Raw genomic sequence first — 26,878 nt, 5'->3', positions numbered from 1 at the left:
GGTGACTCGCTTCGGAAGCGGCCCTTTGTACCGCACACCATCCTCCAGGCGCCGAGGGACAGGGAGTTGTGGCGTCACGGTAGCTCCGCGGGTGGCACCCACTGGTCCTGCGGCCCCGAAGTGAGAGAGAAGGACCCCGAGCTCTCTCGTGTACGTGGCGCTTGAGCGTATTGACCGCTCATGAACTGGCCCCGCTGACCTGAAACCACACCGCCTTCCCGGGGCCCGGTCCGTGGTGGCAGACACCCCAGTCGGTGGCCGAGCTGCCGATGATGAGCAGCCCTCGGCCGCTCTCGGCGTCGGCGGTGTCAAGGCGGCCCTCTCCCCGGCGACGCCGGCGGCGGCGTTCATCCTCTTCGAGGCCGAGGTGCCCGAGCTGAACACGGTCTACGTGGAGCACCCCCGTGTCCTCGGCGTTTCTCGGGGGGCGGGGGATGGGGGCGCGGGCCTCGCCGCCGGGTGACGGGCCGGTGGGGGTGGGCCCCGGTGGCGGCTCCTGCGGTCCTGGGCCGGGACCCGGCCGGACTGACGGCCCCTCCGGGTACCCCTCTCAAAAACGCTTGATCTGAAGCAACTAATTTGTCAAAGGTTTTCCGGGGGGTACCCCACCCCCGGCGGTCCGGCATCGGCACAAGCCCCTGAGTACGGGAGCCGCCACCGGCCCCGCCACCCACGGCCCGCCGCGCCCGGCGACGAAAGCGCGAGCCCGGCACCCCCCGACCCCATGCTCAAAGGCGCCGAAGGCCATGTCTCCGATTCTCCTGGAATTGAGGACAGAAGTTGTCCGCAGTGACTCCTACTGTCGTTCTTGACCGAGGAACACGGGACCAACCGAAGGCGGAGATCATGACCGAGACCCCGAGCCTGAGCGAGTCGGCGACCCTCACCGGCGAGCGCGCCGACCTGCTGCGGACGCTGAACAAGCACCGGCACTTCCTGCGCTTCACCACCCGCGATCTCACCGACGAGCAGGCCGGGCTGCGCACCACCGTCAGCGCACTGTGTCTGGGCGGCCTGGTCAAGCACGTCGCCGCGGTGGAGCGGGGCTGGGTGGACTTCATCCTGGACGGCCCGTCGGCCATGCCCGACTTCACCGCCATGACCGAGGCCGACTTCGCCAAGCGGGCTGACGAGTTCCGGCTGCTGCCCGGCGAGACGCTGGCCGGCGTACTGGCCGAGTACGCGGCGGTGGCCCACCGGACCGACGAGCTGATCGCCGCCCTGCCCGACCTGGACGCGACCCAGCCGCTGCCGGAGGCGCCGTGGTTCGAGTCCGGCGCACGCTGGTCGGCCCGTCAGGTGCTGCTGCACATCATCGCCGAGACCGCGCAGCACGCCGGGCACGCCGACATCATTCGCGAGTCCCTGGACGGCGCCAAGACCATGGGGTGAACGGGAAGTTGGGACGAGAGTGTCAGCCGTCCGACGGCTCCCAGACCGCGCAGTCGTGGGCGAAGAGGACGCGGCGGGGGTCGAAGTCGGCAAGGCGGTCCAGCCAGGGCCGGTACGGCGGAAGGGGCTGCGCCACGCCATCGAGGGCCGCCCTGCGGGCCAAGTGGTCGGAGGCGAATTCGGAGCCGAAGTCATGCGCCTGACCAGCGAGGATCACCGTGCCATCGGGCTGGCGGACGACCAGTGACTGATGGCCGTCGGTGTGGCCGGGGGTCGGGATGATGTGGACGCCCGGCCAGATCTCGGCCTCCCCGGCGAGTTCCTCGTACGTGGCGCCGGGGAAGTCCAGCAGCTCGTCGAACGTATAGCCGCCTCCGCGCGCGGTGGCCAGCTCCACGTCCTGGACCAGGATCGGCCTGCCGCCCAGCAGCGGGTTGCCGCCGCAGTGGTCGAAGTGGAGGTGGCAGTTCACGACGAGTGAGACGTCCGCGAGGCCGACCCCGGCCGCCGCCAGCGCCTCCGGCAGGGCGCGGCGGCGGGGGCGGTAGTGCGCCTCGGTCTCGGGGTCGGCGGCGCCGATGCCGGTGTCGAAGAGGATCAGCCCACAGTCGTGTCGGACCAGATAAGCGAGTACGGGTTCGACCCGTGGCTCCGGGCCGCCGGTTTCGGGGGCGGGGCGGACGAAGTAGCCGAGGTCGAGGCGGCGCACGGGGATGTCGTTGGCCATCCCGGCATGGTCGCGTGATGCAAGGCTCGCCCGCATGGGGGTTTGCCGAGGGCAGAGTGGCAAGCGGCTAACGATGGGCCAGCAGGGCCGTGGCGATGGTGACCTGGGCCGGTTCCAGGGTGGCCTTGCCGTCTTCGATGTCCCAGAGGGCGTTCTGGAGGACGCGGCCGAGGGTCCAGCCGGTGGCCCGGCGCCGGTCCAGGCCGAGGGCCTCGGTCAGCAGGTCGAAGCGGCGGAGCACCGCGCGGGTGGGGTCGCCGGTGGCCAGGACCTCGTCCCAGCGGTTGTCCAGCGCCGGGAGGAGCTCGAAGCCGGGGTCGCCGCTGAGCGGTTCGGGGTCGATGGCCAGCCAGGGCTCGCGTTCACCGGCGAGGATGTTGTCGTAGTGCAGATCCCAGTGCAGCAGCCGGTCTCCGGGCTCGTCGAGGAGTTCGGCCACGGCGGAGGCGCAGACGCGGACCAGCCGCCGTTCGGCCGGGTCGCGCAGGGCCGGTACGGCGCCGGGCGTCTGCTCGAGCATGGTGGCGGCGATGTCGGACAGCCGGCGCAGGCCGCCGGGGGCGGGTACCGAGGTCAGCCGGGCCAGAAGGTCGGCCAGGACGCGCATCGCGGCGGTGTCGACGGGCAGCGAGGAGAGCGGACGGGACGCGTCCAGGCGCTCCAGCAGCATGGTGCCCGTGTCCGGGTCGTGGTCGAGCAGGAGCACCACGCCGTTGCCGTTCCAGGTCCGCAGGCCCAGCGGGGCGCCCTCGGTCTCCTCCCTGACCTGCTGGAGCTTCAGGACCGCGGGAGTTCCGTCCGCGCCGGTCACCGGGAGGACGAGCGAGGCCATGCCATGGGCGGCGGCACCGGCCGGGCGCAGCTGCCAGCGGTCGAGGAATTCCGCGGCCAGCCGGGGCAGCGCGGCGAGCCAGGCGCGGCCGGTGGCGTCGTGCTCGGCGAACGACGCGGCGAAGGCTTCGGGGACGTCGATGCGGATCGGTTGGGTCATGGGAAGTGGCTCCCGGGGTCAGGGCGAGCGCAGGTAGTTGTAGACCGTGGCGCGGGAGACGCCCAGGAGTTCGGTGACCACCTGGACCGAGTGCTTCACCTGGAGGTAGCCGCTGGTCTTGAGGGTGCGGACGAGTTCCTTCTTGGCGGGGGTGCCCAGGCTGCGCGGGGTCTGGCCGCGGGCGGCGGCGAATTCCTCGATGACGGTGCGCAGCTCCGCGGCGGTGCGGGCGCGGAGGGTTTCGGTGAGCGGCTGCTCCTGCTCATCGGTCCGGACGAGGTTGGTCAGGCTGCGGGCGACGCTCGCGAAGAGGGAGACGTCCAGGTTGAGGCAGATGGCGGCCACGTACTGGTCCGCGCTGTTCTTGATGCCGATCGAGGTGCTCTTCGCCGGGCGGCCGTCCGGGAAGCGGTTGGCGTAGTTCTGGACGATGTCGGGGAAGCCGGGGTCCCGCATCCGGGCCAGGCCCAGCTCGGTGGCGGGCTGGCCCACCTCGCGGCCGGAGAGATTGCTCTCGATGGCGCGGATGGACTGGTCGGGGTTGCGCAGATCGTGGAGGACCACCTCGCACAGCCCGGGGAACATCCGGCCGATGGCGACCACGATCTTCTCGGCCTCGCGGAGCAGCAGCTCGTCCTCGGCGGTTCCCGGCGTCTCCTGACGGCTCTCCTCGGTCATCGCTCATCGCCCTCCGGTGCGAAGAGCTCCGTCATCGTGGGCGTGGCCTTCAGGCCCGAGCCGGTCAGCAGCACCACCGTGGTCTCGCCGGGGCGGATCGCGCCCCGGGCGCGGAAGACCTCGATCGCCGCGGCCGCGGTCGCGCTGGTCGGCTCCGCGTACAGCCCTATCGCGGCCAGCCGGCGGACCGCCGTGGCGATCGCGTCCTCGGGGATGGCCGCCATGTCGCCGTCCGAGCGGCGGATGGCGCGCAGCACCTCTGGGAAGCGGACGGGCTCGCGGATGGCCGTGCCCTCGGCGATGGTCGGGGCGTGGAGAGACGGTACCGGGGTCTCGCCGCCCGCGCGGAACGCGGCGTGCAGCGGGGCGCAGTGGGCGGGCTGGGCCACCAGCAGCCGGGGGCGGCGGGCGATCTGGCCCGCGGCGAGCAGCTCGGAGAAGCCGAGGTCGCAGCCGAGCACGGTGCTGCCCGCGCCCGCCACGGTCACCACGGCGTCCGGTGCGGTGAAGCCCAGGTCCTCCCACAGCTCGTACGCCAGGGTCTTGGTGCCCTGGAGGAAGAAGGGGTGCCAGTTGTGGCTGGCGTAGTACGTATGGGCTGACTGGCGCAGCGCCTCCGCCGCCGTGGCGCCCCGGTCACCTGGCACCAGCTGGACCTCGGCGCCGTAGGCCCGGCTCTGGAGGACCTTCGCGGGGGAGGTGGTGGCCGGGGTGAGGATCCGGGCCCGGATGCCGGCGGCGGCGCAGTACGCGGAGACGGAGGCCCCGCCGTTGCCGGAGCTGTCCTCGATGACCTCGCGTACGCCCCGCTGGGCGAGGAGCGAGATCATCACGCTGGTGCCGCGGTCCTTGAAGCTGCCGGTGGGGCTGAACCACTCCAGCTTGAAGAGAATCCGATCCTCCCCCCAGCTCTTCTCGACCAGCGGGGTGCACCCTTCTCCCAGTGACACCGGGGCGTCGATGCGCACCGGGAGGGCCGCTCGGTAGCGCCACAGTGACCGGGCCCCGGTGTCCACCTGCTCGCGGGTGATGCCGGGCAGTGCGGAGACGGTGAGGGGAGCCCCGTCATCGCCGCACCAGCGAGGGTCGTCGATCGGGTACGTGGCGCCGGAGCGCTCGTCGACGTAGTGGGGTTCGGATCCTGATTCAGCTCGCACCTTAGATATTTTGTTTAGTTGTGTATATCCAGTCAAGGGAGTAACGGGCTGCTCGAGCCCACCGCGAGTGCGGTGCGAGGGCCGCTCAAGAGTGGGCGAACAGCCGTTCCAGCACCACCGCGACCCCGTCGTCCTCGTTGGCCGGCGCCACCTCGTCGGCCATCGCCTTCAGATCCGGGTGGGCGTTGCCCATCGCGACCCCGTACCCGGCCCAGCCCAGCAGCGGGAGGTCATTGGGCATATCGCCGAACGCGATGGTCTCGGCGGGGGTGAACCCCATGCGGTCGGCGGCCAGTTGGAGCCCCACCGACTTGTCCGTCCCGGCCGGGAGCACCTCGATCATGCCCTTCTCGGAGTGGGTCACCGCCACCTCGCCCGCGCCCACCCGCTCGGCGGCCGCCGCCACCAGCCCGTCCGCCACCGTCCGGTGGCGCATCAGCACCTTCTCGATCGGCGCCGCCCACAGCTCGGCCCGCTCGGCCAACCCCCACTCCGGACGCCTCCGGTCGGTGAAGCCGGCGGTCACGACGAAGCGGTTCTCGGGCGCCGCGGTCACCACGGCGAGCTCCAGCGGCCCCGCGCCCAGCGCCTCCTCGGTGCGCTCCACCACCGCCCGGGCCAGCTCCCGGTCCAGCGACGCCGAGACCAGCAGCCGGTCCGCGGAGGCGTCGTACAGCTGCGCGCCCTGCCCGCACACCGCGAGCCCCCGATAGCCGATCGCCACCAGGAACTCCCGGCAGGACGCGGCCGGGCGCCCGGTGACCACCAGATGCCGCGCCCCGGCGGCCCGGACCAGGGCGAGCGCGGCACGGTTGCGCGGTGAGACCGTCAGATCCCCGCGCAGCAGGGTGCCGTCGAGGTCGGTGGCGACCAGCGGGAAGCGGGGCCGCCCGGCGGTACGGGGCCGGGGGAGCAGCACGCCCGGGGCGGGCGGGGCCCCCGGGGCTCCGGAGGCGGGCCCGGACGGAGATACGGAAGCGGACCCGGACGTGGATACGGAAGTGGGTACGGGAGTGGGTACGGAAGAAGCGGCAGCGGTAGCGGCGTCGGCGGTGTGCACGGTGGCCGGTGGTCCCTTTCGTCACGCTCATCGTGCTCATTCCGCGTCGATCAGCGCGACACATGGAGCCCCTGAACCATGTCGACATGTGAACTCATGTCGACCTTGCGGAACAGAGAATGGCGGCTGCGCCGGGGACGATCAAACCGTGCAGATCACGGCCACCTGCTTCGGCAGCCGGTACGGCAGCGAGCCGTACCACGCGGACGACAGCGCGAAGCCGAAGGAGAGACAGACGACCCCGCCGACCGCGTCCATCCAGAAGTGGTTGGCGGTGGCGACGATCACCAGCAGCGTGGCCGAGGGGTAGAGCAGCCCCAGCGCCTTCAGCCACACCGGACGGGCCAGCGTCGCGATGGTCAGACCGCACCACAGCGACCAGCCGATGTGCATCGAGGGCATCGCCGCGTACTGGTTCGACATATCGGCGAGGTTTCCCGAGGCCATCGAGCCCCAGGTGTTGTGCACCACCACGGTGTCGATGAAGTGGCCGCCGCTCATCAGCCGGGGCGGGGCCAGCGGGAAGAAGTAGTAGCCGAGCAGGGCCACACCCGTGGTCGCGAAGAGCGCAAGGCGGGTGGCGGCGTAACGGCCCGGATGCCAGTGGTACAGCCACACCAGCACGCCGAGCGTCACGATGAAGTGGAGCGTGGCGTAGTAGTAGTTCATGCCCACGATCAGCCAGCTGACCGAGTCGATCGCATGGTTGACGCCCCGTTCGAAGGCCAATCCGAGCCGGTGCTCCCACTCCCAGATCGAGCTCGCGTTGCGCAGCGCCTCCGGGCGCTGCTCCGGGACGGCGTTGCGGATCAGCGAATACGTCCAGTAACTGACCGCGATGAGGACGATCTCGAACCAGAGCCGGGGCCTTCTGGGGGTACGCAACCGGTCCATCAGGGTGAGGCCCGGCGCCCGCTCCGCGTCGGTGTCCGCGATGGGTGCCGGGGTGGCTGTACGGCCTGCCGTGGTCCTGATCGTCGCTCCACCCATAGGGCAACAGTCTGCCAGACGACGTCCACCCGCAGATCATCCACGGCATCGGGTCTTCGTTGCTTATGTCCTGGTCCGGGGGGTCCTCCAAGGGGCGTATGCCCCATACGTCCACCGGGTGCCGGGCCACTGGACGAGGACCCCGGACGGGGGCTTTCCCCTACCCGCCCCTTCCCACAACTGGGGCTCCGCCCCAGACCCCGCTCCTCAAGCGCCGGAGGGGCTGATTTCAGCCCGTCAGGGGGCACCTCCCAGCGGTAGCTGGGGGAGATTGAGGACACGCCCGAAGGGCGTCCGGGGTCCAGGGGGCGGAGCCCCATGGTTCGGGAAGGGGCGGGTAGGGGAGCAGCCCGCCGCAGGCGACGTGGCCTCAGCCGCCCCGGACGCCCCCTAGGCCGCACCCCCGGCCGCCCGCCGCCCCCGCGCCTCCACCCCATGCGCCGACGCCGTAGAACCCCGCACCACCAGCTCCGGCAGGAAGACGAACTCGCTGGGCGGGGCCGGCGTACCGCCGATCTCCTCCAGCAGCGCCCGCACCGCCGCCTGCCCCATCGACTGCACCGGCTTACGAATCGTCGTCAGCGGCGGATCCGTGAAGGCGATCAGCGGAGAGTCGTCGAAGCCGACCACCGAGACGTCCTGAGGGACCGCAAGACCCTTCTGCCGGGCCGCCCGGATGGCACCCAGGGCCATCATGTCGCTCGCGCACACCACCGCCGTACAGCCCCGCTCGATCAGCGCGGTCGCCGCCGCCTGGCCGCCCTCCAGGGTGTACAGCGAATGCTGGATCAGCTCCTCGGACTCGGCCGGGGAGAGCCCCAGCCGGTCCCGCATCGCCTGCTGAAATCCTTCGATCTTGCGCAGTACGGGTACGAATCGCTTCGGCCCGAGCGCGAGACCGATCCGGGTGTGCCCGAGCGAGACCAGATGGGTGACCGCCAGCCCCATCGCCGCCCGGTCGTCGGGGGAGATGAACGGCGCCCGCACCTGCGGCGCGTAGCCGTCCACCAGCACGAACGGCACACCCTGGCCGCGCAGCTGGTCATAGCGCTGCATATCGGCCGAGGTGTCCGCGTGCAGTCCGGAGACGAAGATGATCCCGGCCACCCCCCGGTCCACCAGCATCTCGGTCAGCTCGTCCTCGGTCGAGCCGCCGGGGGTCTGGGTGGCCAGCACCGGGGTGTAGCCCTGCCGGGTGAGCGCCTGCCCGATGACCTGGGCGAGCGCGGGAAAGATCGGGTTCTCCAGCTCGGGCGTGATCAGCCCCACCAGTCCGGCGCTGCGCTGCCGCAGCCGCACCGGCCGCTCATAGCCGAGGACGTCCAGAGCGGCGAGGACGGACTCGCGGGTGGCCGCGGCCACCCCCGGCCTGCCATTGAGGACGCGGCTGACGGTGGCTTCGCTGACCCCCGCCTGGGCTGCGATGTCAGCAAGCCGTGCGGTCATGGAGTGGGACTGTACCGGTCGCGTGTCAGATTGCCCACCACGCGCACGAATCAGGCGGAATGCGCACGGTTCCGGCCTTGTACGCCAGCGGCGCCGACGACAGCAGCGCACGCCCCGGAACCGGCAGTTCGACCTCCTCCCCGAGCGTGTTGAGCGTGCACACCAGGCCGGGCCGGGACAGCGCGAGCACCCCCGCCGGGGCCTCCAGCCAGCTCATCGGGCCGTCCCCGAGCCCCGGCAGCTCACGGCGGAGCGCCAGCGCGTCGCGGTACAGCTCCAGCGTGGAGCCGGGGTCGCCGGTCTGCGCCTCGACGGACAGCTCGGACCAGGCGTCCGGCTGCGGCAGCCAGCTGCCGCCGGGGCCGAAGCCGTAGGAGTCACCGGAGCGGGTCCATGGCAGGGGCACCCGGCAGCCGTCGCGGAAGCCGTCCTGACCGTCCTGGCCCTCCTGCCCGTCGGCGGAGGTACGGAAGAAGGCCGGGTCCTGGCGCAGCTCGTCCGGCAGCTCGGTCACCTCGGGCAGGCCCAGCTCCTCGCCCTGGTAGAGATAGGCCGAGCCGGGCAGCGCCAGGATGAGCAGGGCCGCGGCACGGGCGCGGGCGAGCCCCCGCGCCGGGCCGCCACCGGGTCCGTCGGCGTAGCGGGTGGTGTGCCGGACCACGTCGTGGTTGGAGAGCACCCAGGTGGTGGGGGCGCCGACGGAGCCGGTGGCCGCCAGCGACTCGTCGATCACCTCGCGCATCGCGGCCGCGTCCCACGGGCACTTCAGGAACTGGAAGTTGAACGCCTGGTGCAGCTCGTCCGGGCGTACATAGAGGGCCAGCCGCTCGGCGGTGGGCGCCCATGCCTCGGCGACGCCGATCCGGTCGCCGGGGTAGGAGTCCAGCAGCCGCCGCCAGGAGCGGTGGATCTCGTGCACCCCGTCCTGGTCGAAGAACGGCAGCACCTGGGAGCCGATCAGCTTGGCCTGTTCGGTGTGGCCGATGTCGGGCAGCCCGGCGGCCTTGACCATGCCGTGGGCGACATCGACGCGGAAGCCGTCCACGCCCAGATCCAGCCAGAAGCGCAGCACCGAGTCGAACTCCGCGCGCACCTCGGCGGAGTCCCAGTTGAGGTCCGGCTGCTGCGGGGCGAACAGATGCAGATACCACTCGCCGGGGGTGCCGTCCGGGTCGGTGGTACGGGTCCAGGCGGGCCCGCCGAAGACCGACTCCCAGTCGTTCGGCGGCAGTTCGCCGTGGGCGCCCCGGCCGGGGCGGAAGTGGTAGCGGGCGCGGGCCGCGCCGCCGGGCCGGTCGGCCAGCGCCTCGCGGAACCACGGGTGCTGGTCCGAGCTGTGGTTCGGGACGACGTCCACGATCACCTTCAGCCCCAGCTCATGGGCGGTGCGCACCAGGTCGTCGGCGTCGCCGAGGGTGCCGAAGAGCGGGTCCACGGCGCGGTAGTCCGCCACGTCGTAGCCGCCGTCGGCCTGCGGGGAGGCGTAGAAGGGGGTCAGCCAGACGGCGTCCACACCCAGCCCGGCGAGGTGCGGCAGCCGCTCCCGCGCCCCGCGCAGATCGCCGATCCCGTCGCCGTCGCTGTCGGCGAAGGACCGTACGTACACCTGGTAGATGACGGCGTCGCGCCACCATCCGTGGCCTTCGGACGGCCGCGCCGGCTCGGTGGCAGGGGAGGTCGTGAGCTCCTGGGTCATGGCGCGAACGTAACAGCTCTGCAATGCCTTGCGGAAGAGCTTGCAGGGCGCGCTGGTGCCCTTCGGGGGTGCTCCGGTCGTGCTGTGAGCGTATGTCAAGCGCCGGAACGGGAGCGGAGCGGCTACCGCGGGGACACGCGGACGTAACGATGCCGGGCGCCTTGCAGAAATTTGCCGCAAGGTCTTTCGGCGGGCTTGCGGCCCTGTTACGTTCCTCCGCAACTTGGGGCCGCGAGGGAGCGGCCGGCTTTGGAGGAGTTCAGATGCGACGTGGCATAGCGGCCACCGCACTCGTCGCGGCCATGGCGCTCGCGGCGACGGCGTGCGGCGGTGACGACGGCGGCAGCGGCGACAAGAAGTCCGGCGGTCATCTCTCCGGCACCGTGACGTACTGGGACACGTCGAACGACGCGGAGAAGGGCACGTACAAGGAGCTCGCCCTGGGCTTCGAGAAGAAGCACCCCGACGTCAAGGTCAACTACGTCAATGTGCCGTTCGGCGAGGCGCTGGCCAAGTTCAAGAACGCCGCGGGCTCCGGCGGCTCCGGCGCGCCCGACGTACTGCGCACCGAGGTGGCCTGGACCCAGGACCTGGCCAACATCGGCTACCTCGCCCCGCTGGACGGCACCCCCGCGCTCGCCGACCAGTCCGACTATCTGCCCAAGGCGCTCGCAGGCGCCAAGTTCAAGGGCAAGACCTACGCCGTACCGCAGGTCATCGACACCCTCGGCCTCTTCTACAACAAGAAGATGCTGAAGGACGCCGGGGTCCAGCCGCCCAAGGACTGGACCGAGCTCAAGGCCGCCGCCAAGAAGATCAAGGAGAAGACCGGCAAGACCGGCCTCTATCTGCGCGGCGACGACGCCTACTGGTACCTGCCCTTCATTTACGGCGAGGGCGGCGACCTCCTCGACACCGGCGCCAAGAAGGTCACCGTCGACGACGAGCCCGGCATCAAGGCGTTCGCGGCCGCCCGCGACCTGGTCACCTCCAAGGCGGCGGAGACCGACGCGACCGACGGCTGGGACAACATGCAGAACGCCATCAAGAACGGCGACGTCGCGATGACGATCAACGGGCCGTGGGCGATCGAGGACACCCTGGCGGGCAAGGCGTTCAAGGACAAGTCCAACCTCGGAGTGGTCCCGGTCCCGGCCGGCAGCAAGGGCCAGGGCGCCCCGCAGGGCGGCCAGAACCTCACCGTCTACGCCGGGTCGAAGAACCTGGACGCCTCCTACGCCTTCGCGCAGTACATGAGCTCGCCCGAGGTGCAGGCCAAGACCACCGAGAAGCTTTCCCTGCTGCCCACCCGCACCTCCGTCTACTCCGACAAGACGGTCGCCGCGAACCCCAATGTGAAGTTCTTCAAGGCCGCCGTCGACAAGGCCGTCGAGCGCCCCTGGATCCCCGAGGGCAACAGCCTCTTCCAGGCGATCCTGGTGCAGTTCCCGGGCGTCCTCACCGGCAAGACCTCGCCCGAGAAGGCCGCCAATGCGGTTGGTGACGCGTACCGCAAGCTCCTCAAGGGCGACTGGAAGTAGGGCCGGCGACGATGGCTGTCGACACCAGCCCGGCCATGGACCCGGCCGCGGGCGCGAAGGGCGCCCGCGGCCGGGGCGGCCGGGTCCACAAGCCGGGCACCCCACCGCCGCGCCGGATCCGCAACGCGCTCGCCCGCCACTGGTACGCCTGGGCCATGGTCGCGCCCGTCGTGCTCGTCATCGGGCTGATCATCGGCTATCCGCTGGTCCGCGGCGTCTACCTGTCGCTCACCGACGCCAACGAGGCCAATGTCGAGCGCACCATCGGGATGAACCACATCCCCGCCACCTACCAGACGGTCGGCCTCGACAACTTCCGGGCGATCCTTCAGGACCAGGTCTTCTGGGACCGGCTGAGCTGGACCGTCACCTGGACCGTCAGCTGTGTGGCACTCACCTTCGCGATCGGCCTGGGTCTCGCCGTGCTGCTCAACCGGCGGTTCGCCGGGCGCACCCTCTACCGGTCGCTGCTGATCCTGCCGTGGGCCGTCCCCGCCTTCGTCTCCGTCTTCGCCTGGCGGCTGCTCTACAACGAGAAGAACGGCATCCTCAACAAGGTGCTGCACGGCGGCGGGATCGACGCGGTGCCCTGGCTGAACGACCCCACCATGGCCAAGGTCTCGGTGATCGCCGTGAACATCTGGCTCGGGGTGCCGTTCATGCTGGTCGCGCTGCTCGGCGGGCTCCAGTCCATCCCCGGTGAGCTGTACGAGGCCGCCGAGATGGACGGGGCGAGCCCCTGGCAGCGGTTCCGCCACATCACCCTGCCCGGGCTGCGCTCGGTCAGCTCCACCGTGATCCTGCTGTCGACCATCTGGACGTTCAACATGTTCCCGGTGATCTTCCTGCTGACCCGCGGCGGACCCGGCGACGCCACCGAGATCCTGGTGACGTACGCCTACCGGCTCTCCTTCGTCAACAGCCCGCGCGACTTCGCCGGCGCCTCGGCCTGGGGTGTGCTGATCCTGCTCATCCTCATGCTCTTCGCGGTGATCTACCGCCGTTCGCTCCGCAAGCAGGGAGAGGTCTGGTAGCCATGCGCGACCAACGACGCGGCCCGCTCGCCTCCGTAGGGCTGCACACCACGCTCGTCATCGCCTCCGCGGTCGCGGTCTTCCCGCCGCTGTGGCTGGTGGTGACCTCGTTCAAGCCCAAGAGCGAGGCGTTCAGCACCGATGTGGTGAAGGACCCGACGCTGCGGAACTACCAACACGTCCTGGGCGACACCGAGTTCCTGACCTGGTTCGGCAACTCGCTGTTCATCGTGGTCATCACCACGCTCCTGGGCGTCTTCGTCGCGGCCACCACCGGCTACGCGGTCAGCCGCTTCCGGTTCCCCGGGATGCGCCCGCTGATGTGGCTGCTGCTGATCACCCAGATGTTCCCGGTGGCGATCCTCATCGTGCCGCTGTACAACATCATGTCGACGCTGGGCTGGCTCAACCAGCCGATCTCGCTCATCGTCACGTATCTCACCGTGGCCGTGCCGTTCTGCGCCTGGATGATGAAGGGCTTCTTCGACACCATCCCGGTGGAGATCGACGAATCGGGCCGGGTCGACGGGCTCAACCCCTTCGGGACCTTCTGGCGGCTGGTCGTCCCGCTGGCCAAGCCGGGGCTCGCGGTGACCGCGTTCTACACCTTCATCACCGCCTGGGCCGAGGTGGCCTACGCCTCCGCGTTCATGACGGGGGAGGAGAACCTCACGCTCGCGGCGGGGCTCCAGACCTTCGTCAACCAGTACACCTCCGACTGGGGTTCCATGACGGCCGCGGCCGTCATGATCGCCATCCCGGCGGCGCTGGTGTTCTCCTGGGCGCAGCGCCATCTGGTGGCGGGGCTCACGGCTGGGGCGACCAAGTCGTGACGGGGTCGTTGGGGGCGGGTTGGTTGGGGGCGGGCGTACGGGAGGCGGGTCCGTCCGCGGTGGGCCTGCCGGGGGGAGGCTCACCTGGGGCAGGCCCGTCCGCGGTGGGCTCACCGGGGGCGGGCTCATCTGGGGCGCCGCCGCGGCTCGCCGATATCGCCGCCCAGGCCAAGGTCAGCGAGGCCACCGTCAGCCGGGTGCTCAACGGCAAGGCGGGCGTGGCGGCCACCACCCGGCAGCGGGTGCTCGCCGCCCTCGACGTCCTCGGCTACGAACGGCCGGTACGGCTGCGGCGGCGCAGCGCCGGGCTGGTCGGCCTGGTGATCCCGGAGCTGACCAACCCGGTCTTCCCCGCCTTCGCGCAGATCATCGAGCAGGTGCTGGCCGGTCATGGCTACACCCCGATCCTGTGCACCCAGATGCCGGGTGGCGCCACCGAGGACGAGCTGGTGGAGCAGCTGGAGGAGCGCGATGTGGCGGGCATCGTCTTCATGTCCGGACTGCACGCCGACACCACGGCGGATCCCGCCCGCTATGCCCGGCTGGCCGGGCGCAAGGTGCCGTTCGTGCTGATCAACGGCTACCACGAGGACATCCAGGCCACGTTCGTCTCGCCCGACGACCGGGCGGCGGCGCGGATGGCCGTCCGCCACCTGTCCGCGCTCGGCCACCACCGGATCGGCCTCGCGGTGGGGCCCGCCCGCTACGTCCCCGCGCTGCGCAAGGTCGAGGGTTTCCTCGCGGCGAGCGCGGAGCTGCTGGGCCGATCGGCGGACGAGGCGCGAGAGTTGGTGCGGCATACGCTCTTCAGCGTCGAGGGCGGGCAGGTGGCGGCGGCCACGCTGCTGGACCAGGGCTGTACGGGCATCGTGTGCGGCAGCGACCTGATGGCGCTCGGGGTGATCCGGGAGGCGGCCCGGCGCGGGCTGCGGGTGCCGCACGATGTGTCGGTGGTCGGCTTCGACGACTCCCCGCTGATCGCCTTCACCGATCCTCCGCTGACCACCGTCCGCCAGCCGGTGCAGTCGATGGCGACGGCGGCGGTGGGGGCGCTGCTGGAGGAGATGGCCGGAAACCCGGTCCAGCACACGGAGTTCGTCTTCCAGCCGGACTTGGTGGTCCGCGGCTCGACGGCGAGGCTCTACTAGGAGCGTCCCGCCTGCGGCGGGCTGTTCCCCTCCCCGCCCCTCCCCTCAACTGGAGCTCCGCCCCAGCCCCCGCCCGCCGAGCCGACCGCGGCGACGGCCGACTCCTCGCCCTCCGGGGGCAGGGACGGGGCGAACCCGGGGGCTCCGCCCCGGACCGCGGCCAGACGTCCGGATGCGTGCGGACCCGCGCCCGGTCCCCCGCCGCGTCGGCGCGCCGACCGCGTGCGGGGTGTTCACGGCGGCGACGGTCGGCTCGTTGCCCCCGGGGGGCAGGGGCGGGGCGAACCCGGGGCTCCGCCCCGGAGTCCGACCGGACGACCCGGACGCGCACGGTCATCCGCCACCAACAGCGCCCGCCCCGCGCCCGCCCAGTGGGCCCTGCTCACCTGCTGGCTGCTCGACCACCGCACCACAGACGGCGCGGTCGGCGCCCTGGCGACGGTCGACTCGTCGACGCCTGGGGCCAAGGGGCGGAGCGGAACCGGGGCTCCGGGCCCGCCGGTCCAGGTGCTCACGCGCCGCCCGCCGCGAACAGCGCCCGCCCCGCGGGCCCCTGCTCATCGGTCGGCTCGTCGCCCCCGGATGACCCGGATGTGCGCGGGTGTCCGCCCGGTCATTCGCTGCGCCAGGTGACGGCCCGGGGTCCAGGGGCGGAGCCCCTGGCAGCGGGAAGGGGCGGGGAGGGGAAAGATCCGCACGGCGGGCACCCCCTAGCGGGCACCCCATAGAAAAACCGATCCGACCGGCCGGGCGCGTGGGGCCCGTTGGCTGGGCCCCCGGCCGGCCGGACCGGAGAACGTGGTTGAACGTAACACCGCCGCAATTGCTTGCGAAAGGTCTTGCAACAACAAAAACTCGCGAGTACGGTCCCGTCACCACCCCACCACTGACGTCTTGCAGCAAGAACCTTCAACTGGCCTTACGGGCATGGCGCGTTGCCGTACAAGGCTCAATCGGCACCCCCGAACTCCCCCCACGGAGGAACGATGGCCAGCAGCCGCATCCCCCTCGCCACCGCGCTCGCCCTTGCGGCGAGCGCGGTGACGCTCGTCGCCCTGCCCCAGACCGCGCGGGCGACACCGCCCGGCACCAAGGACGTCACCGCCGAACTCTTCGAGTGGAAGTACGACTCCGTCGCCAAGGAGTGCACCAGCACCCTCGGCCCCGCCGGATACGGCTATGTCGAGGTGTCCCCGGCCACCGAGCACATCCAGGGCGGCCAGTGGTGGACCTCCTACCAGCCCGTCAGCTACAAGATCGCGGGGCGGCTCGGCGACCGCGCCGCCTTCAAGAACATGGTCGACACCTGCCACGCCGCGGGCGTGAAGGTGGTGGCCGACGCCGTCATCAACCACATGTCCGCCGGATCCGGCACCGGCACCGGCGGCTCCTCGTACACCAAGTACGACTACCCCGGGACCTACCAGCCTCAGGACATGGACGACTGCACCGCGCAGATCAGCAACTACCAGGACCGCTGGAACGTACAGCACTGCGAGCTGGTGGGCCTCGCCGACCTGGACACCGGTGAGGAGTACGTCCGCACCCGGCTCGCGCAGTACCTCAACGACCTGCTCTCGCTCGGCGTGGACGGCTTCCGCGTCGACGGCGCCAAGCACATCCCGGCGGACGATCTCGCCGCCATCAAGAGCAAGTTGAGCGACCCGGGCGTCTACTGGAAGCAGGAGGTCATCTACGGCGAGGGCGAGGCGGTCTCCCCGACGGAGTATCTGCGCAACGGCGATGTGCAGGAGTTCCGCTACGGCCGTGACCTCAAGCGGGTGTTCCAGAGCGAGAAGCTCGCGTATCTGAAGAACTTCGGCGAGGGCTGGAGCTATATGGCGAGCGGCCAGTCCGGTGTCTTCGTCGACAACTGGGACACCGAGCGCAACGGCTCGACCCTCACCTACAGAGACGGCGCCGACTACACCCTGGCCAACGTCATCATGCTGGCCTGGCCGTACGGCTCCCCGGACGTCCACTCCGGCTACGAGTTCAGCGACAACGACGCGGGCCCGCCGAACGGCGGCGCGGTGGGCGCGTGCTACCAGGACGGCTGGAAGTGCCAGCACAAATGGCCCGAGATCATGAGCATGGTCGCCTTCCGCAACACGGCCCGGGGCGCCTCGGTGACCAACTGGTGGGACAACGGCGGCAACGCCATCGCGTTCGGACGCGGCGACAAGGCGTACGTGGCCATCAACCACGAGAGCGGCTCCCTGACCCGCACCTTCCAGACCTCGCTCCCGGCGGGCGGCTACTGCGACGTCCAGAGCGGCAAGTCCGTCACGGTCGATTCCTCGGGCCAGTTCACGGCCACGCTGGGCGCGAACACGGCGGTGGCGCTGCACACGGGCGCGCGTAGCTGCGGCTGACCCCCACTCCGCCCCTGACCCCTTCAAGGAGCCACCAGCCCCGTGAAACCCCCGAGAGCCTCCCTCTTCCGCACCGCCGCCGCGCTCGCCACCCTGGCGCTGGGCGCGGCGGCCGTGCCCGCCGTCTCGCAGACCGCCCGGGCCGCCACCAAGACTCAGGCCGCCGCCGAGGCGCAGTGGATCGACCGTGCCACCGTCGTATGGAAGGTCGAGCACACCGCCGCGACCGCCGAGGAGTTGCGCGCCGCGGACGGCGGCGGCACGCTGCGGCTGGCTCCGGCCGCCCTGACCGACGCGCAGAAGGCCGCCTACCCGCACCTGGCCGACCGCCCCGCCTACCGCCTTGACCCCCGCGACCGCGACAAGGCCGCAACGGCGCTGCGCGGACCGCTCACCGCCGTCCAGCGCGCGGCCGACGACCGCGACCACGTACTGCACCGCACCGGGGTGCAGATCCCCGGCGTTCTCGACGACCTTTACGCCGAGCGGGCGCGCCGGGCCCGCCTCGGCCCGGTCTTCCACGGCGGCCGCCCCACCCTCTCCGTATGGGCGCCGACCGCCCAAAACGTCTCGCTCGATCTCGACGGGCGCACCGTCGCCATGCGGCGGGACCCCGGCAGCGGGGTGTGGAGCGTGACCGGGAGCCCCGACTGGCGGGACAAGCCGTACCGCTACCGGGTCCGGGTCTGGGCGCCGAGCGTCGGGAAGACGGTCACCAACGAGGTCACCGACCCCTACTCCACCGCCCTGACCGCCGACTCCGCCCGCAGCCTGGTCACCGATCTGGCCGATCCCCGGCTCGCCCCCGCCGGCTGGGCGTCGCTGAAGAAGCCCAAGGCCGTTCCGCTGCGCGACGCCCGCATCCAGGAGCTCCAGATCCGCGACTTCTCCATCGCGGACCGCACCAGCGCCCACCCCGGCCAGTACCTCGCCTTCACCGACCGCGGCTCGGACGGGATGCGGCACCTCACGCGGCTGGCCCGCTCCGGCACCTCGTACGTCCACCTCCTGCCCGCCTTCGACTTCGGCACCGTCCCGGAGCGGCGGTCGGACCAGGCCCGGCCCGGCTGCGAGCTGGCCGCCCTGCCCGCCGACTCCGACCAGCAGCAGAAGTGCGTGGCCGGGACGGCCGGCCGGGACGGCTACAACTGGGGCTACGACCCGCTGCACTACACCGTGCCGGAGGGGTCTTACGCGAGCGACCCGGACGGCCCGGCCCGCACCCGCGAGTTCCGGCAGATGGTGCGGGGGCTGGCGCACGCCGGGCTGCGCACCGTCATGGACGTGGTCTACAACCACACCGTGGCTGCGGGACAGGACGACAAGTCGGTGCTCGACCGCATCGTGCCCGGCTACTACCAGCGGCTGCTGGACGACGGCAGCGTGGCCACCTCCACCTGCTGCCCCGGGACCGCGCCCGAGCACGCGATGATGGGCAAGCTGGTGGCGGACTCGATCGTCACCTGGGCCCGTGAGTACAAGGTCGACGGCTTCCGCTTCGACCTCATGGGCCACCACCCCAAGGCCAACATCCTGGCCGTGCGCAAGGCCCTCGACGCCCTGACCCCCGCCAAGGACGGGGTGGACGGCAAGTCGATCATCCTCTACGGCGAGGGCTGGAACTTCGGCGAGGCGGCCGACGACGCCCGCTTCGTCCAGGCCACCCAGCGCAACATGGCCGGTACCGGCATCGCCACCTTCAGCGACCGGGCGCGGGACGCGGTGCGCGGCGGCGGGCCGTTCGACGAGGACCCCCGCGTCCAGGGCTTCGCCTCCGGGCTCTTCACCGACCCCAACGGCTCACCGGCCAACGGCGGCCGGGACGAGCAGCGGGCCCGGCTGCTGCACGCCCAGGACCTGATCAAGGTCGGGCTCTCCGGCAACCTCGCCGAGTACACCTTCACCGACACCGGCGGACGCCGGGTCAAGGGGTCCGAGGTCGACTACAACGGCTCCCCGGCCGGTTACGCCGCGGCTCCCGGCGACGCGCTCGCCTACGCCGACGCCCATGACAACGAGACCCTCTACGACGCGCTCGCCTACAAGCTCCCCGCCGCCACCTCGGCCGCCGACCGGGCCAGGGCGCAGGTGGTGGCCCTGGCCACCGCCACCCTCTCGCAGGGGCCCGCGCTCAGCCAGGCGGGAACCGATCTGCTGCGCTCGAAGTCGCTGGACCGCAACTCCTTCGACAGCGGGGACTGGTTCAACGCGATTCACTGGGCGTGTGAGGATGGCAACGGCTTCGGCCGGGGGCTGCCACCGGCGGCGGACAACGAGTCCAAGTGGCCGTACGCCAAGCCCCTGTTGACGAACCCGGCGGTACGCCCCGGCTGCGCCGAGATCACGGGTGCTTCGGCGGCTTACCGGGATCTGCTGCGGATCCGTACCACCGAGAAGGCGTTCAGCCAGACGACGGCGGAGGGGGTACAGCGGGCGCTCTCCTTCCCGCTGTCCGGGACCGGGGAGACGCCGGGCGTCATCACCATGCGGCTCGGCGCGCTCGTCGTGGTCTTCAACGCGACCCCGTCCCGGCAGTCGCAGACCGTCCCCGCTCTGGCCGGGACCCCGTACGCCCTCCACCCGGTCCAGGCGCACGGCGCCGACGCCACGGTGCGGACGTCCGGCTACGACCGCGCGACCGGCACCTTCACCGTGCCCGGCCGCACGGCCGCCGTCTTCACGGCGTCCGGGGCCGTCGGGCGCTGAACAACTCGACGACAGGTCGGGGCCCGCCCGTCGGATCGCGCCACCTGCGGCGGGGCTGCTCCCCTCCCCGCCCCTCCCCGAACCTGGGACTCCGCCCCAGCCCCCGGCTCGGGGCTCTGCCCCAGGCCCCGGTCCGGGCTCTGCCTCAGGCTCCGGGTTGGGGCTCTGCCTCAGGCTCCGGGTCGGGGCTCATGCCCCACCCCGGATCGGGGCTCCGACCGGGGCTCCGCTCCAGCCCCCGGTCCGGGGCTCTGCCCCAGACCATTGACCGGGGCTCCGCCCCCAGACCCCGGGGGTCCAGGGGCGGAGCCCCTGGTTACGGGAAGGGGCGGGGAGGGGAAAGCCCCCGGCCCCGCCGCCCCGGCGCGGGTCAGCCATTGGCCCCAGTCGCCAGGCCCCGCCGTTCTCGCGTGCCAGTGCGCCAGGGGGCGTCCGGGGTTCCGCCACGGATCTCGGGGTCCGGGGGCGGAGCCCCTGGTTACGGGAAGGGGCGGGGAGGGGAAAGACCCGCCGTACCCCCTAGCGCAGGGAGCCCATCCGGTCACCGTTCGCCAGGCGGGCCCTCAGGTCGGCGCGGGCGCCTGCCTTCGCGGGGAGGGTCAGGCCGCGGCCGTAGGAGCGGCCCCGGACGCCGCCGGTGGCGACGATCCCGGTCACCTGGCGGCTTCCGGCGGCCAGCAGATACCAGTGGCCGGACCGCGCCTTCCACAGCACCCCCGCCAGCACCCGCGGCTCACGCGGGCCACAGGCGGGGGAGTTGTCGGCGCTGGCCGCGATCGCGCCCGCCTTGCCCCGGCGGGTGTCCCAGGGCTGGAACTGGGCCAGGACCTTGCTGCCCGTGCCCCGCCAGGTGTCGGCCCGGGTGCACAGCCAGGCCGCGTGGCCGCCCGCCTCCGGCAGGGCCTGGGCGGCAAACCGCCAGGCGTTGACCGAGCGCACCCCGCGCGCCCGCATCATCGCCAGCCGACAGCCGGTCCTGGCCCAGCTCACCCGGGCCGCCCGCCCCGCCACATCGCGCACCCCGGCGCCCGGGGTGCCGTAGGTGAGCCGGGCCGGGGCCAGTTCGCCGAGGTCGGCCACCAGCCGCGAGCCGAACTGGAGCGCGGGCCAGCCACGGCAGGGGCGCAGCCGCGGAACGGTGCGCACCGGGTCGGTCACCCCGTCCCCGGTGCGGCGCAGCGCGCGCGGCGCCATGGCCGGGTGCAGCAGATCCCGCACCCAGGCGTGCCGCACCCAAGGGGCGGTCAGATAGCGGACGTTGCCGTCCGTGCGGCTGAGGACCAGGGCCGTCGAGGTGCCCGCGTCGGCGGCGTCCAGCCGGGCGAAGTCCAGCGCGACCGCGCGACCCGCACGCGCCTCCGCGTACCGCGCCACCCGCAGCCCGTCGTACAGCAGCACCACCGTGAGCTGGTCCACCTCGCCCGCGAACAGCAGCTGCGGCGGCCCCGACGGCGGCCCGGACTGCGTGCCCATGGTGGCCGAGACCCGCACCGAACCGCCCGGCCGCGCCCATACGGCCAGCGCGCGGCGCAGCAGCGCGGTGTCCCGGACCCGGTCGCCGCGCGCGGGCCAGGAGGAGAAGTCGGCGCGGGAGGCGGTGCGCCAGGCGTCGGGCGCGGCGCGGGTCAACCTGTCCGGGTCCAGGGCCCGTTCGGAGGCGGGATTGCGGGCGTACGAGGGCGCGGCGGCGCCGCTCGGCCCCCAGCCGCGGCCCGGCATCCCCAGCAGCGTCCCGCACACCACCAGCGCCACCACGGCCACCAGCACCGCTCGCAGATGCTGACGGCGGCGCATCAGATCGGTGGGCCGCGCCTGGAGCGAACACGGGTCGAACTCGGCGGACTCCAGCAGCGATTCGTCCCGGCTGCCCGCCGGATCCGGCACCGACTCCGCCTCGTCCACCGCGTCCCGCGCGTCGGCGACCCCGGCGGCGCGCAGCAGGGCGCGCGTCTCGTGCTCGTCGAGCTGTTCCAGCTCCAGCAGGACGTAGGCGGCGCGGCCGGGTCCTGACAGCTCCGACAGCGCCTTCTCCAAGGCGAGTTCATCGGCGCCGCCGGAGCGCGGGAACAGCCGCAGCCCGAACACCTGCGGCAGCGCCGGGGGCCGCTGCCACCAGGGCCGCTGCCGGGCGGCGCGCAGCGCCAGGCGGAGCACCCGCAGCCGCACATAGGCGTAGCCGGTGTCGGCTCCCGGGCCCTTCGTCCCGCGCTGCCAGGGCAGTTCGACATCGGGGTGCGGGTCCGGGTGGCCGGTGCCGTAGCCCCGGTTGCGGGGCAGCGCGCGCTGGGCCAGGGCGTGTGCCGCGAGCACCCGGCGGGTGCGCCCGATGCCCGGCGGCAGGATGAGATACGCGAGCCGCACCAGCCGCGGGTAGTGCTCGACGATGGCGGCCTCGGCCTGCTCGACGTCGATCAGGCCGGTGGTTTCGTCGTCGGTGGCGACTGTCGCCTGGTGCTGGTCCACGGTTCGTGAACGAGTGGCGGGGCGGGTTGGTCACCTACGGGGGTTTCCGGCGGGACTTGGCGCCTGCGGCGGGCTGTTCCCTACCCGCCCCTTCCCGCAGCACCGATATGCGGCTCCGCCGCGTGGTGGGGCTCCGCCCCAGACTCCGCTCCTCAATCGCCGGAGGGGCTGGATGGTGATGCTCCGTCCCAGACTCCGCTCCTCAATCGCCGGAGGGGCTGGATGGTGGTGCTCCGCCCCAGACCCCGGGGGTCAGGGGCGGTGCCCCTTGTCGGGCGGTTCTTCGCCCCTGGACCCCGGGCGTCGACGAGCCACACCCGCGCCGGCGGGCTGATCGCGGTCGGCGCGCCGGCGTGGCAGCAGACCGGCCGGGTGCCCGCGCACCTCCGGGCCGTCCGGCCGGGGTCTGGGGCGGAGCCCCAGTTGAGGGAAGGGGCGGGGAGGGGGAAGCATCGATATGCGGCTCCGCCGCGTGGCCCGCCGCAGGCGGCACGACCGCCAGCCCCTAAGCCCCGCCCCCGACGCCGACCCGCTACGGCGTACTCGTCCTCCAGCCGCTGAACTCGACCGTCCCCCGGGCCCCCGTCCCCCCGTTCGCCGCGCTCATGAAGATCCCGGCGTCCTGCGCGGCCGCCCCGCCCGGGGCCGTCACCGTGGCGACCTTCCGCCAGCTCGCGCCGTCGTCGGTGGACAGTTCGCCGGTGTAGGAGGTGGCGGCGGTGCGGGTCAGCCGCAGTAGTACGGGCGCCTTGACGCCGGTGATCCGCTGGTAGGTGTCCAGCGTGCCGTCGCCGCCCGAGTCGTACGACAGGACGACCCCGTTGGCCGGGGTGACGGAGAGGTTCACAAAGCCGGGGGAGCCCGCCGTGGCGAGGTCGTCGCGGACGATGATCCCGGCCCGCGCCCAGGGCCCGGTGACCGCCTGGGCGTCCACCTTCACGGTGATGGCCGTGCCCACCGTAAGGACGCCATCGCGGTAGACGGAGCCGAATTCGGCGGTGCCCTTCCACAGGTCCTGGCCCGCGCCGTCGATCGCGAACCGCTCGTCCAACTGCCCGAAGACCGCACCGCTGTTGGTGACCGTCCGCAAGCCGTCCGCCAGCGGTCCGGCGATCCACAGCGTCCCGGTGCGCACGGCCCGCACTCGCTCCTCGCCGCGCGGCCCGTACGTCACTCCCAGCTCGTACGGCAGCGGTTTGAGCGGGTGCTCCAGCGGCTCGTCGGGCGCGGTCGCCCGCCAGCGGGCCTCGCCGGTGCCGCCCGCCGGGACGCCCGGCAGCCGGGTCGGCCCGTCCGGGGACGGGTCGAGACCGGTCACGGTGAGGTCGAAGTCGACGCGGCCGGTGGGGCGCAGCCCGTTGACGTTGCGCAGGGCGGCGGTGAGGGACGCGGAGCCGCCGGGCGGCAGGGTGGCGGGCTCGGCGGTGACGGTCAGCGTGCCCTGGTACGGGGCCTTGGCCAGCGCCTCGTACACCCGCTGGGCGGTGCGGTAGGCGTCCGCCGTCGGCCGCACCGGGTAGCTCTTGCGCTCGCGCGTCCACGGCTCCTCGACGGCGAACCAGTCGAAGGCGCGTGGCGCCCGGTTCTCCGCCAGCGCGTCCTCCAGCTCGTCCAGATAGGCCTGCCACTGGGGGAGGTGGAAGTCGGCGATGAGGCCGCTCCAGTCGCGGTTGGCGTAGTTGGCCAGCTTGCCGCCGTCGGCCGTGGCGCGGTCCGCCCAGGTGGTGATGAGGGTGCGCGCGGCCCGCTCCAGCTGGGCCGACTCCGTATCGTCCGACGCCATCCGCTTGGCGTCCTCGAGCCATGGCCCCAGCAGGAACCGCCGGTGGGCGCCGGTCATGTCGTCGCTGAGCCGCATCAGCTTGAGCCACAGCCGGGACAGCGTCCGGAAGGCGTCGCGGTCCTTACGGGCGTAGGCGTCCTGGAGCTGCGGGATCAGCTGCCAGGAGCGGTTGGCGAGCGCCTGCCGGGCGATGTCGGTGAGGTCGTGGCGGTAGGCGTCGCTGTCGCGCAGCTCGGCGCGCACACCCAGCAGCGCCGCGAAGGCCACGTCGAACCCGGCCGGGTCGAAGGCGGGGGTGTGGGTGGCGTAGTTGGTGCCGGAACGCGCGGTCAGGGAGGGCCGGGCGGCGAACACCGAGTCATGCGGGCGGCCGTCCTTGCTGCTGATCTCGTACGCGGTGTCGCGCAGCGCGGCGAACGCCTCCCGGGCCCTGGCGTCCCGTCCGCCGTAGCGCACATCGGCGTAGGAGCGGAACCACTCGGCCCGGTCCACCGCCTCATCCCGCCACGCCAACTCGCTGAACAGCTCGAGCGCGGCCGGATCCCGCTCGACCGCCTCCGGCATATAGGCCGTGCCGACCAGCTTGCTGCCCGGTTTGTCGCGCCATACGGTGAACCGCTTGGTCCACATATGGGTCTTGGCGCCGATCGTGGTGCGGCCGCCGAAGTTGGGGATGGTGCCGAACGCGTACGGCACCGCGCCCCAGTCCTTCTCCCGGTCGGTGACGGTGTCCAGGTCCGACAGGCCGTCCACGATGAGCATCCGGTCGTGGTCGACGGCGTCCAGCAGATCGCGGCGCGGGTTCTCCTGCCAGCCGAGGATCACCCAGGTGGCGCCGGGGCGGGCGGTCCGGAGCGAGGTCTCCACGGCGCGGGCGGCCTCCGGCACGGGCACGTCACCGGGGTCGCCGCCCTCGTGCAGCAGATCCATCTTGAACAGCTCGGCCTCGCCGAACAGTTCGGCCTGATGGCGGTAGAAGGCGGCGGCCACCTTCCGGAACACCTCGGTGCGCGGATCGAGCCAGTCGGGCCGCCGGAGCCCGTTCCAGTCGCCCTGCGGAACCGTACGGCCACCCGGGTTGCGGTCCGCGAAGCCGTCCGGGACGGTGCCGAAGTAGCCGGGGAACACCGGCCGCATGCCCAGCTCCCGCAGCCGGTCGGCGATCCGCCGCCCCAGCTCGGTGCGCTTGGCCAGGAGCGCGGTGGACACCGGGCCGCCGTAACCGCTCATGTTCTGGAGCAGCCACCACGGCTGGTGGGAGGGGGCGGGGAGCCAGGCCCGCGCCTCGTCCTCCGTATAGCCGAAGTCCTGGAGCAGCCGGTGGTAGACGGCCTCCTGACCGGCGGTGACCAGCAGTTCGTTGCAGCCGTGCAGGGCCGCGATGTCGATCAGGTGCTCCCAGCGGTCCCAGTCGGCGAACGGCGCGGTGTAGCCGTCGTGGGTGTCGTTGAACGCGAAGCGGTGCGGGAGCGCGGTCGAGCGGGTGAGGCGTTTTGCGGGCGCGGGCAGCTTCCCGGGCAGGTTCAGCTGATCGCCGGACCAGGTGATCTGGGCGTGGCAGGTGTACTTGAGGTACCAGTGCACCCCGGTGAGCAGCACCGCCGGGCTGGTCCCGGAGACCGTCAGCCGCCCCGCGGACCCGCCGACCTCGAACCGCTCCTCATCGCCGCGCTTCTCCAGCGCCACCAGCCGGAACTGATCGGCGTGCGCCGGCAGCAGCCGTCGCAGGGCGGCGCGGGCGGGAGCGGTGTCGAATGCGGTCACTGCGGTGTCCTGTGTATCGTGCGGTTCGTCGGCCATCGCCGGTAACCGGCTCCCCAGCGTGGCCCCGGCCCCCAGTGCTCCGGCGGTTCCGATCAGCGTGCGTCTGCTCAGGTCGCTCATGCGCCCCCCAACGGACAACGGCCAATGGGTCATACGGCCAATGGGTCGTACGGACAAGGCACTTAACCAGCGTTGTGGGGTGGGAGCAATGGGGCGCACGGGAGGCCCCGGACCCAGCCGACCCGCCACGGCCGACCGGCTCCGCGCGGCTCAGCCCCGGTCGAGGTAGGCCAGCACCGCGAGCACCCGCCGGTTGTTGTCGTCCGACGGCGGCAGACCGAGCTTGCCGAAGATATTGGAGGTGTGCTTGGCGACCGCCCGCTCGGTGACGAACAGCTGCGCCGCGATCGCCGTGTTCGACCGCCCCTCCGCCATCAGCTCCATCACCTCCAGCTCCCGTGGCGTCAGCCGCCCCAGCGGCCGGTCCTGGGCGCGCCGGTCCAGCAGCTGCGAGATCACCTGCGGATCCATCGCGGTGCCACCGGCGGCGACCCGCCGCACCGCGTCGATGAACTGATCGGCGTCGAAGACCCGGTCCTTGAGCAGATAGCCGATGCCCCCGCTGCCGTCCGCGAGCAGCTCCCGCGCGTACAACTGCTCCACATGCTGCGACAGCACCAGCACCGGCAGCCCCGGCCGCGCCCGCCGCGCCGCCAGCGCGCACTGGAGCCCCTCGTCGCTGAACGACGGCGGAAGCCGCACATCCACCACCGCCACATCCGGCTCCAGCTCGGCCAGCGCCTTGCTCAGCTCGGGCCCGCTCTCCACGGCGGCCACGACCTCGAAGTCGTACGCCTCCAGCATCCGCACCAGCCCGTCCCGCAACAGGAACAGATCCTCGGCGACCACAACACGCACGGCTGCTCCAAGACTTCGTCGGGCCCCTGGGGCGGGGGACGTGACCGAATCCGACGAATGTACCGCTGTGCGGTGAGCGGGAGGGGATCAGCGGCCCGGCGGGGTGCCGACGAACGCTCTGCGCAACACCGCCGTGGGTTGGGCGCCCCGCGCGGGGAACCGTTCGCTCGGATTCG

Annotated in this window: 19 protein-coding genes; 8 read left to right on the top strand and 11 right to left on the bottom strand. The window is 72.2% G+C overall.

The features are described 5' to 3' along the window. The first annotated feature begins 235 nt into the window (after nucleotides 1–235). Nucleotides 236–463, top strand: a complete 228-nt coding sequence (locus ACT2CW_RS17215) for a hypothetical protein (protein WP_445517178.1) — start codon at nucleotides 236–238, stop codon at nucleotides 461–463. 383 nt (nucleotides 464–846) lie between these two features. Next, a complete protein-coding gene (locus ACT2CW_RS17210) occupies nucleotides 847–1,392 on the top strand; it encodes a DinB family protein (RefSeq protein ID WP_445517177.1) in 546 nt (181 codons plus the stop codon). A gap of 22 nt (nucleotides 1,393–1,414) precedes the next feature. Here ACT2CW_RS17210 and ACT2CW_RS17205 read toward each other — a convergent pair whose 3' ends face one another. From ACT2CW_RS17205 to ACT2CW_RS17170, 8 genes are all read right to left on the bottom strand, one after another. Then, nucleotides 1,415–2,119 (bottom strand): MBL fold metallo-hydrolase, encoded by a 705-nt coding sequence (locus tag ACT2CW_RS17205; RefSeq protein ID WP_445517176.1) that lies wholly within the window; start codon nucleotides 2,117–2,119, stop codon nucleotides 1,415–1,417. 67 nt (nucleotides 2,120–2,186) lie between these two features. Beyond that, a complete protein-coding gene (locus ACT2CW_RS17200; RefSeq protein WP_445517175.1) occupies nucleotides 2,187–3,110 on the bottom strand; it encodes an aminoglycoside phosphotransferase family protein in 924 nt (307 codons plus the stop codon). An 18-nt stretch (nucleotides 3,111–3,128) separates the two neighbouring features. Beyond that, complete coding sequence (locus tag ACT2CW_RS17195; RefSeq protein ID WP_164432687.1) at nucleotides 3,129–3,788, bottom strand: helix-turn-helix transcriptional regulator; 660 nt, start codon at nucleotides 3,786–3,788, stop codon at nucleotides 3,129–3,131. Next, nucleotides 3,785–4,945: a threonine synthase gene (locus ACT2CW_RS17190; protein WP_445517174.1), complete on the bottom strand. Its 1,161-nt coding sequence runs from the start codon at nucleotides 4,943–4,945 to the stop codon at nucleotides 3,785–3,787. Before ACT2CW_RS17190 ends, ACT2CW_RS17195 begins: the two co-directional genes overlap by 4 nt. A gap of 85 nt (nucleotides 4,946–5,030) precedes the next feature. Next, nucleotides 5,031–5,864, bottom strand: coding sequence for an HAD family hydrolase (locus tag ACT2CW_RS17185; protein ID WP_445517173.1), 834 nt, complete (start codon nucleotides 5,862–5,864; stop codon nucleotides 5,031–5,033). Between the two features lie 282 nt (nucleotides 5,865–6,146). Continuing rightward, the gene (locus ACT2CW_RS17180; RefSeq protein WP_414083184.1) at nucleotides 6,147–6,995 is read right to left on the bottom strand and encodes a phosphatase PAP2 family protein; all 849 of its coding nucleotides are present in this window, start codon (nucleotides 6,993–6,995) and stop codon (nucleotides 6,147–6,149) included. A 390-nt stretch (nucleotides 6,996–7,385) separates the two neighbouring features. Beyond that, complete coding sequence (locus ACT2CW_RS17175) at nucleotides 7,386–8,441, bottom strand: LacI family DNA-binding transcriptional regulator (protein WP_037959678.1); 1,056 nt, start codon at nucleotides 8,439–8,441, stop codon at nucleotides 7,386–7,388. Between the two features lie 25 nt (nucleotides 8,442–8,466). Continuing rightward, a complete protein-coding gene (locus ACT2CW_RS17170) occupies nucleotides 8,467–10,137 on the bottom strand; it encodes a glycoside hydrolase family 13 protein (protein ID WP_445517172.1) in 1,671 nt (556 codons plus the stop codon). Between the two features lie 263 nt (nucleotides 10,138–10,400). On the opposite strand from ACT2CW_RS17170, the gene ACT2CW_RS17165 reads away from it, so the two are divergent. The 6 genes from ACT2CW_RS17165 (at nucleotide 10,401) to pulA (ending at nucleotide 19,774) form a co-directional block, all read left to right on the top strand. After that, nucleotides 10,401–11,678, top strand: a complete 1,278-nt coding sequence (locus ACT2CW_RS17165) for an extracellular solute-binding protein (RefSeq protein ID WP_445517171.1) — start codon at nucleotides 10,401–10,403, stop codon at nucleotides 11,676–11,678. An 11-nt stretch (nucleotides 11,679–11,689) separates the two neighbouring features. Further along, nucleotides 11,690–12,712, top strand: a complete 1,023-nt coding sequence (locus tag ACT2CW_RS17160) for a carbohydrate ABC transporter permease (protein ID WP_182468864.1) — start codon at nucleotides 11,690–11,692, stop codon at nucleotides 12,710–12,712. A 2-nt stretch (nucleotides 12,713–12,714) separates the two neighbouring features. Continuing rightward, complete coding sequence (locus ACT2CW_RS17155) at nucleotides 12,715–13,545, top strand: sugar ABC transporter permease (RefSeq protein ID WP_037959686.1); 831 nt, start codon at nucleotides 12,715–12,717, stop codon at nucleotides 13,543–13,545. Nucleotides 13,546–13,649: 104 nt separating this feature from the next. Beyond that, entirely contained in the window at nucleotides 13,650–14,693 is a 1,044-nt protein-coding gene (locus tag ACT2CW_RS17150) for a LacI family DNA-binding transcriptional regulator (protein WP_445517170.1), read from the top strand. 986 nt (nucleotides 14,694–15,679) lie between these two features. Next, nucleotides 15,680–17,068, top strand: a complete 1,389-nt coding sequence (locus tag ACT2CW_RS17145) for an alpha-amylase (protein ID WP_445517169.1) — start codon at nucleotides 15,680–15,682, stop codon at nucleotides 17,066–17,068. Between the two features lie 42 nt (nucleotides 17,069–17,110). Next, on the top strand, nucleotides 17,111–19,774 hold the full coding sequence (gene pulA / locus ACT2CW_RS17140; protein WP_445517168.1) for a pullulanase-type alpha-1,6-glucosidase: 2,664 nt from the start codon (nucleotides 17,111–17,113) through the stop codon (nucleotides 19,772–19,774). Between the two features lie 519 nt (nucleotides 19,775–20,293). Here pulA and ACT2CW_RS17135 read toward each other — a convergent pair. From ACT2CW_RS17135 to ACT2CW_RS17125, 3 genes are all read right to left on the bottom strand, one after another. Continuing rightward, nucleotides 20,294–22,237 (bottom strand): hypothetical protein, encoded by a 1,944-nt coding sequence (locus ACT2CW_RS17135; RefSeq protein WP_445517167.1) that lies wholly within the window; start codon nucleotides 22,235–22,237, stop codon nucleotides 20,294–20,296. Nucleotides 22,238–22,769: 532 nt separating this feature from the next. Next, nucleotides 22,770–25,904 (bottom strand): alpha-N-acetylglucosaminidase, encoded by a 3,135-nt coding sequence (locus ACT2CW_RS17130; RefSeq protein ID WP_445517166.1) that lies wholly within the window; start codon nucleotides 25,902–25,904, stop codon nucleotides 22,770–22,772. A 150-nt stretch (nucleotides 25,905–26,054) separates the two neighbouring features. Continuing rightward, a complete protein-coding gene (locus ACT2CW_RS17125) occupies nucleotides 26,055–26,702 on the bottom strand; it encodes a LuxR C-terminal-related transcriptional regulator (protein WP_086880440.1) in 648 nt (215 codons plus the stop codon). Between the last annotated feature and the right edge of the window lie 176 nt (nucleotides 26,703–26,878).

Source organism: Streptomyces sp. NEAU-174 (assembly GCF_052665095.1).
The sequence above is the reverse complement of the archived record's forward strand: the minus strand, read 5'-3'. Positions and strand labels throughout refer to the sequence as shown.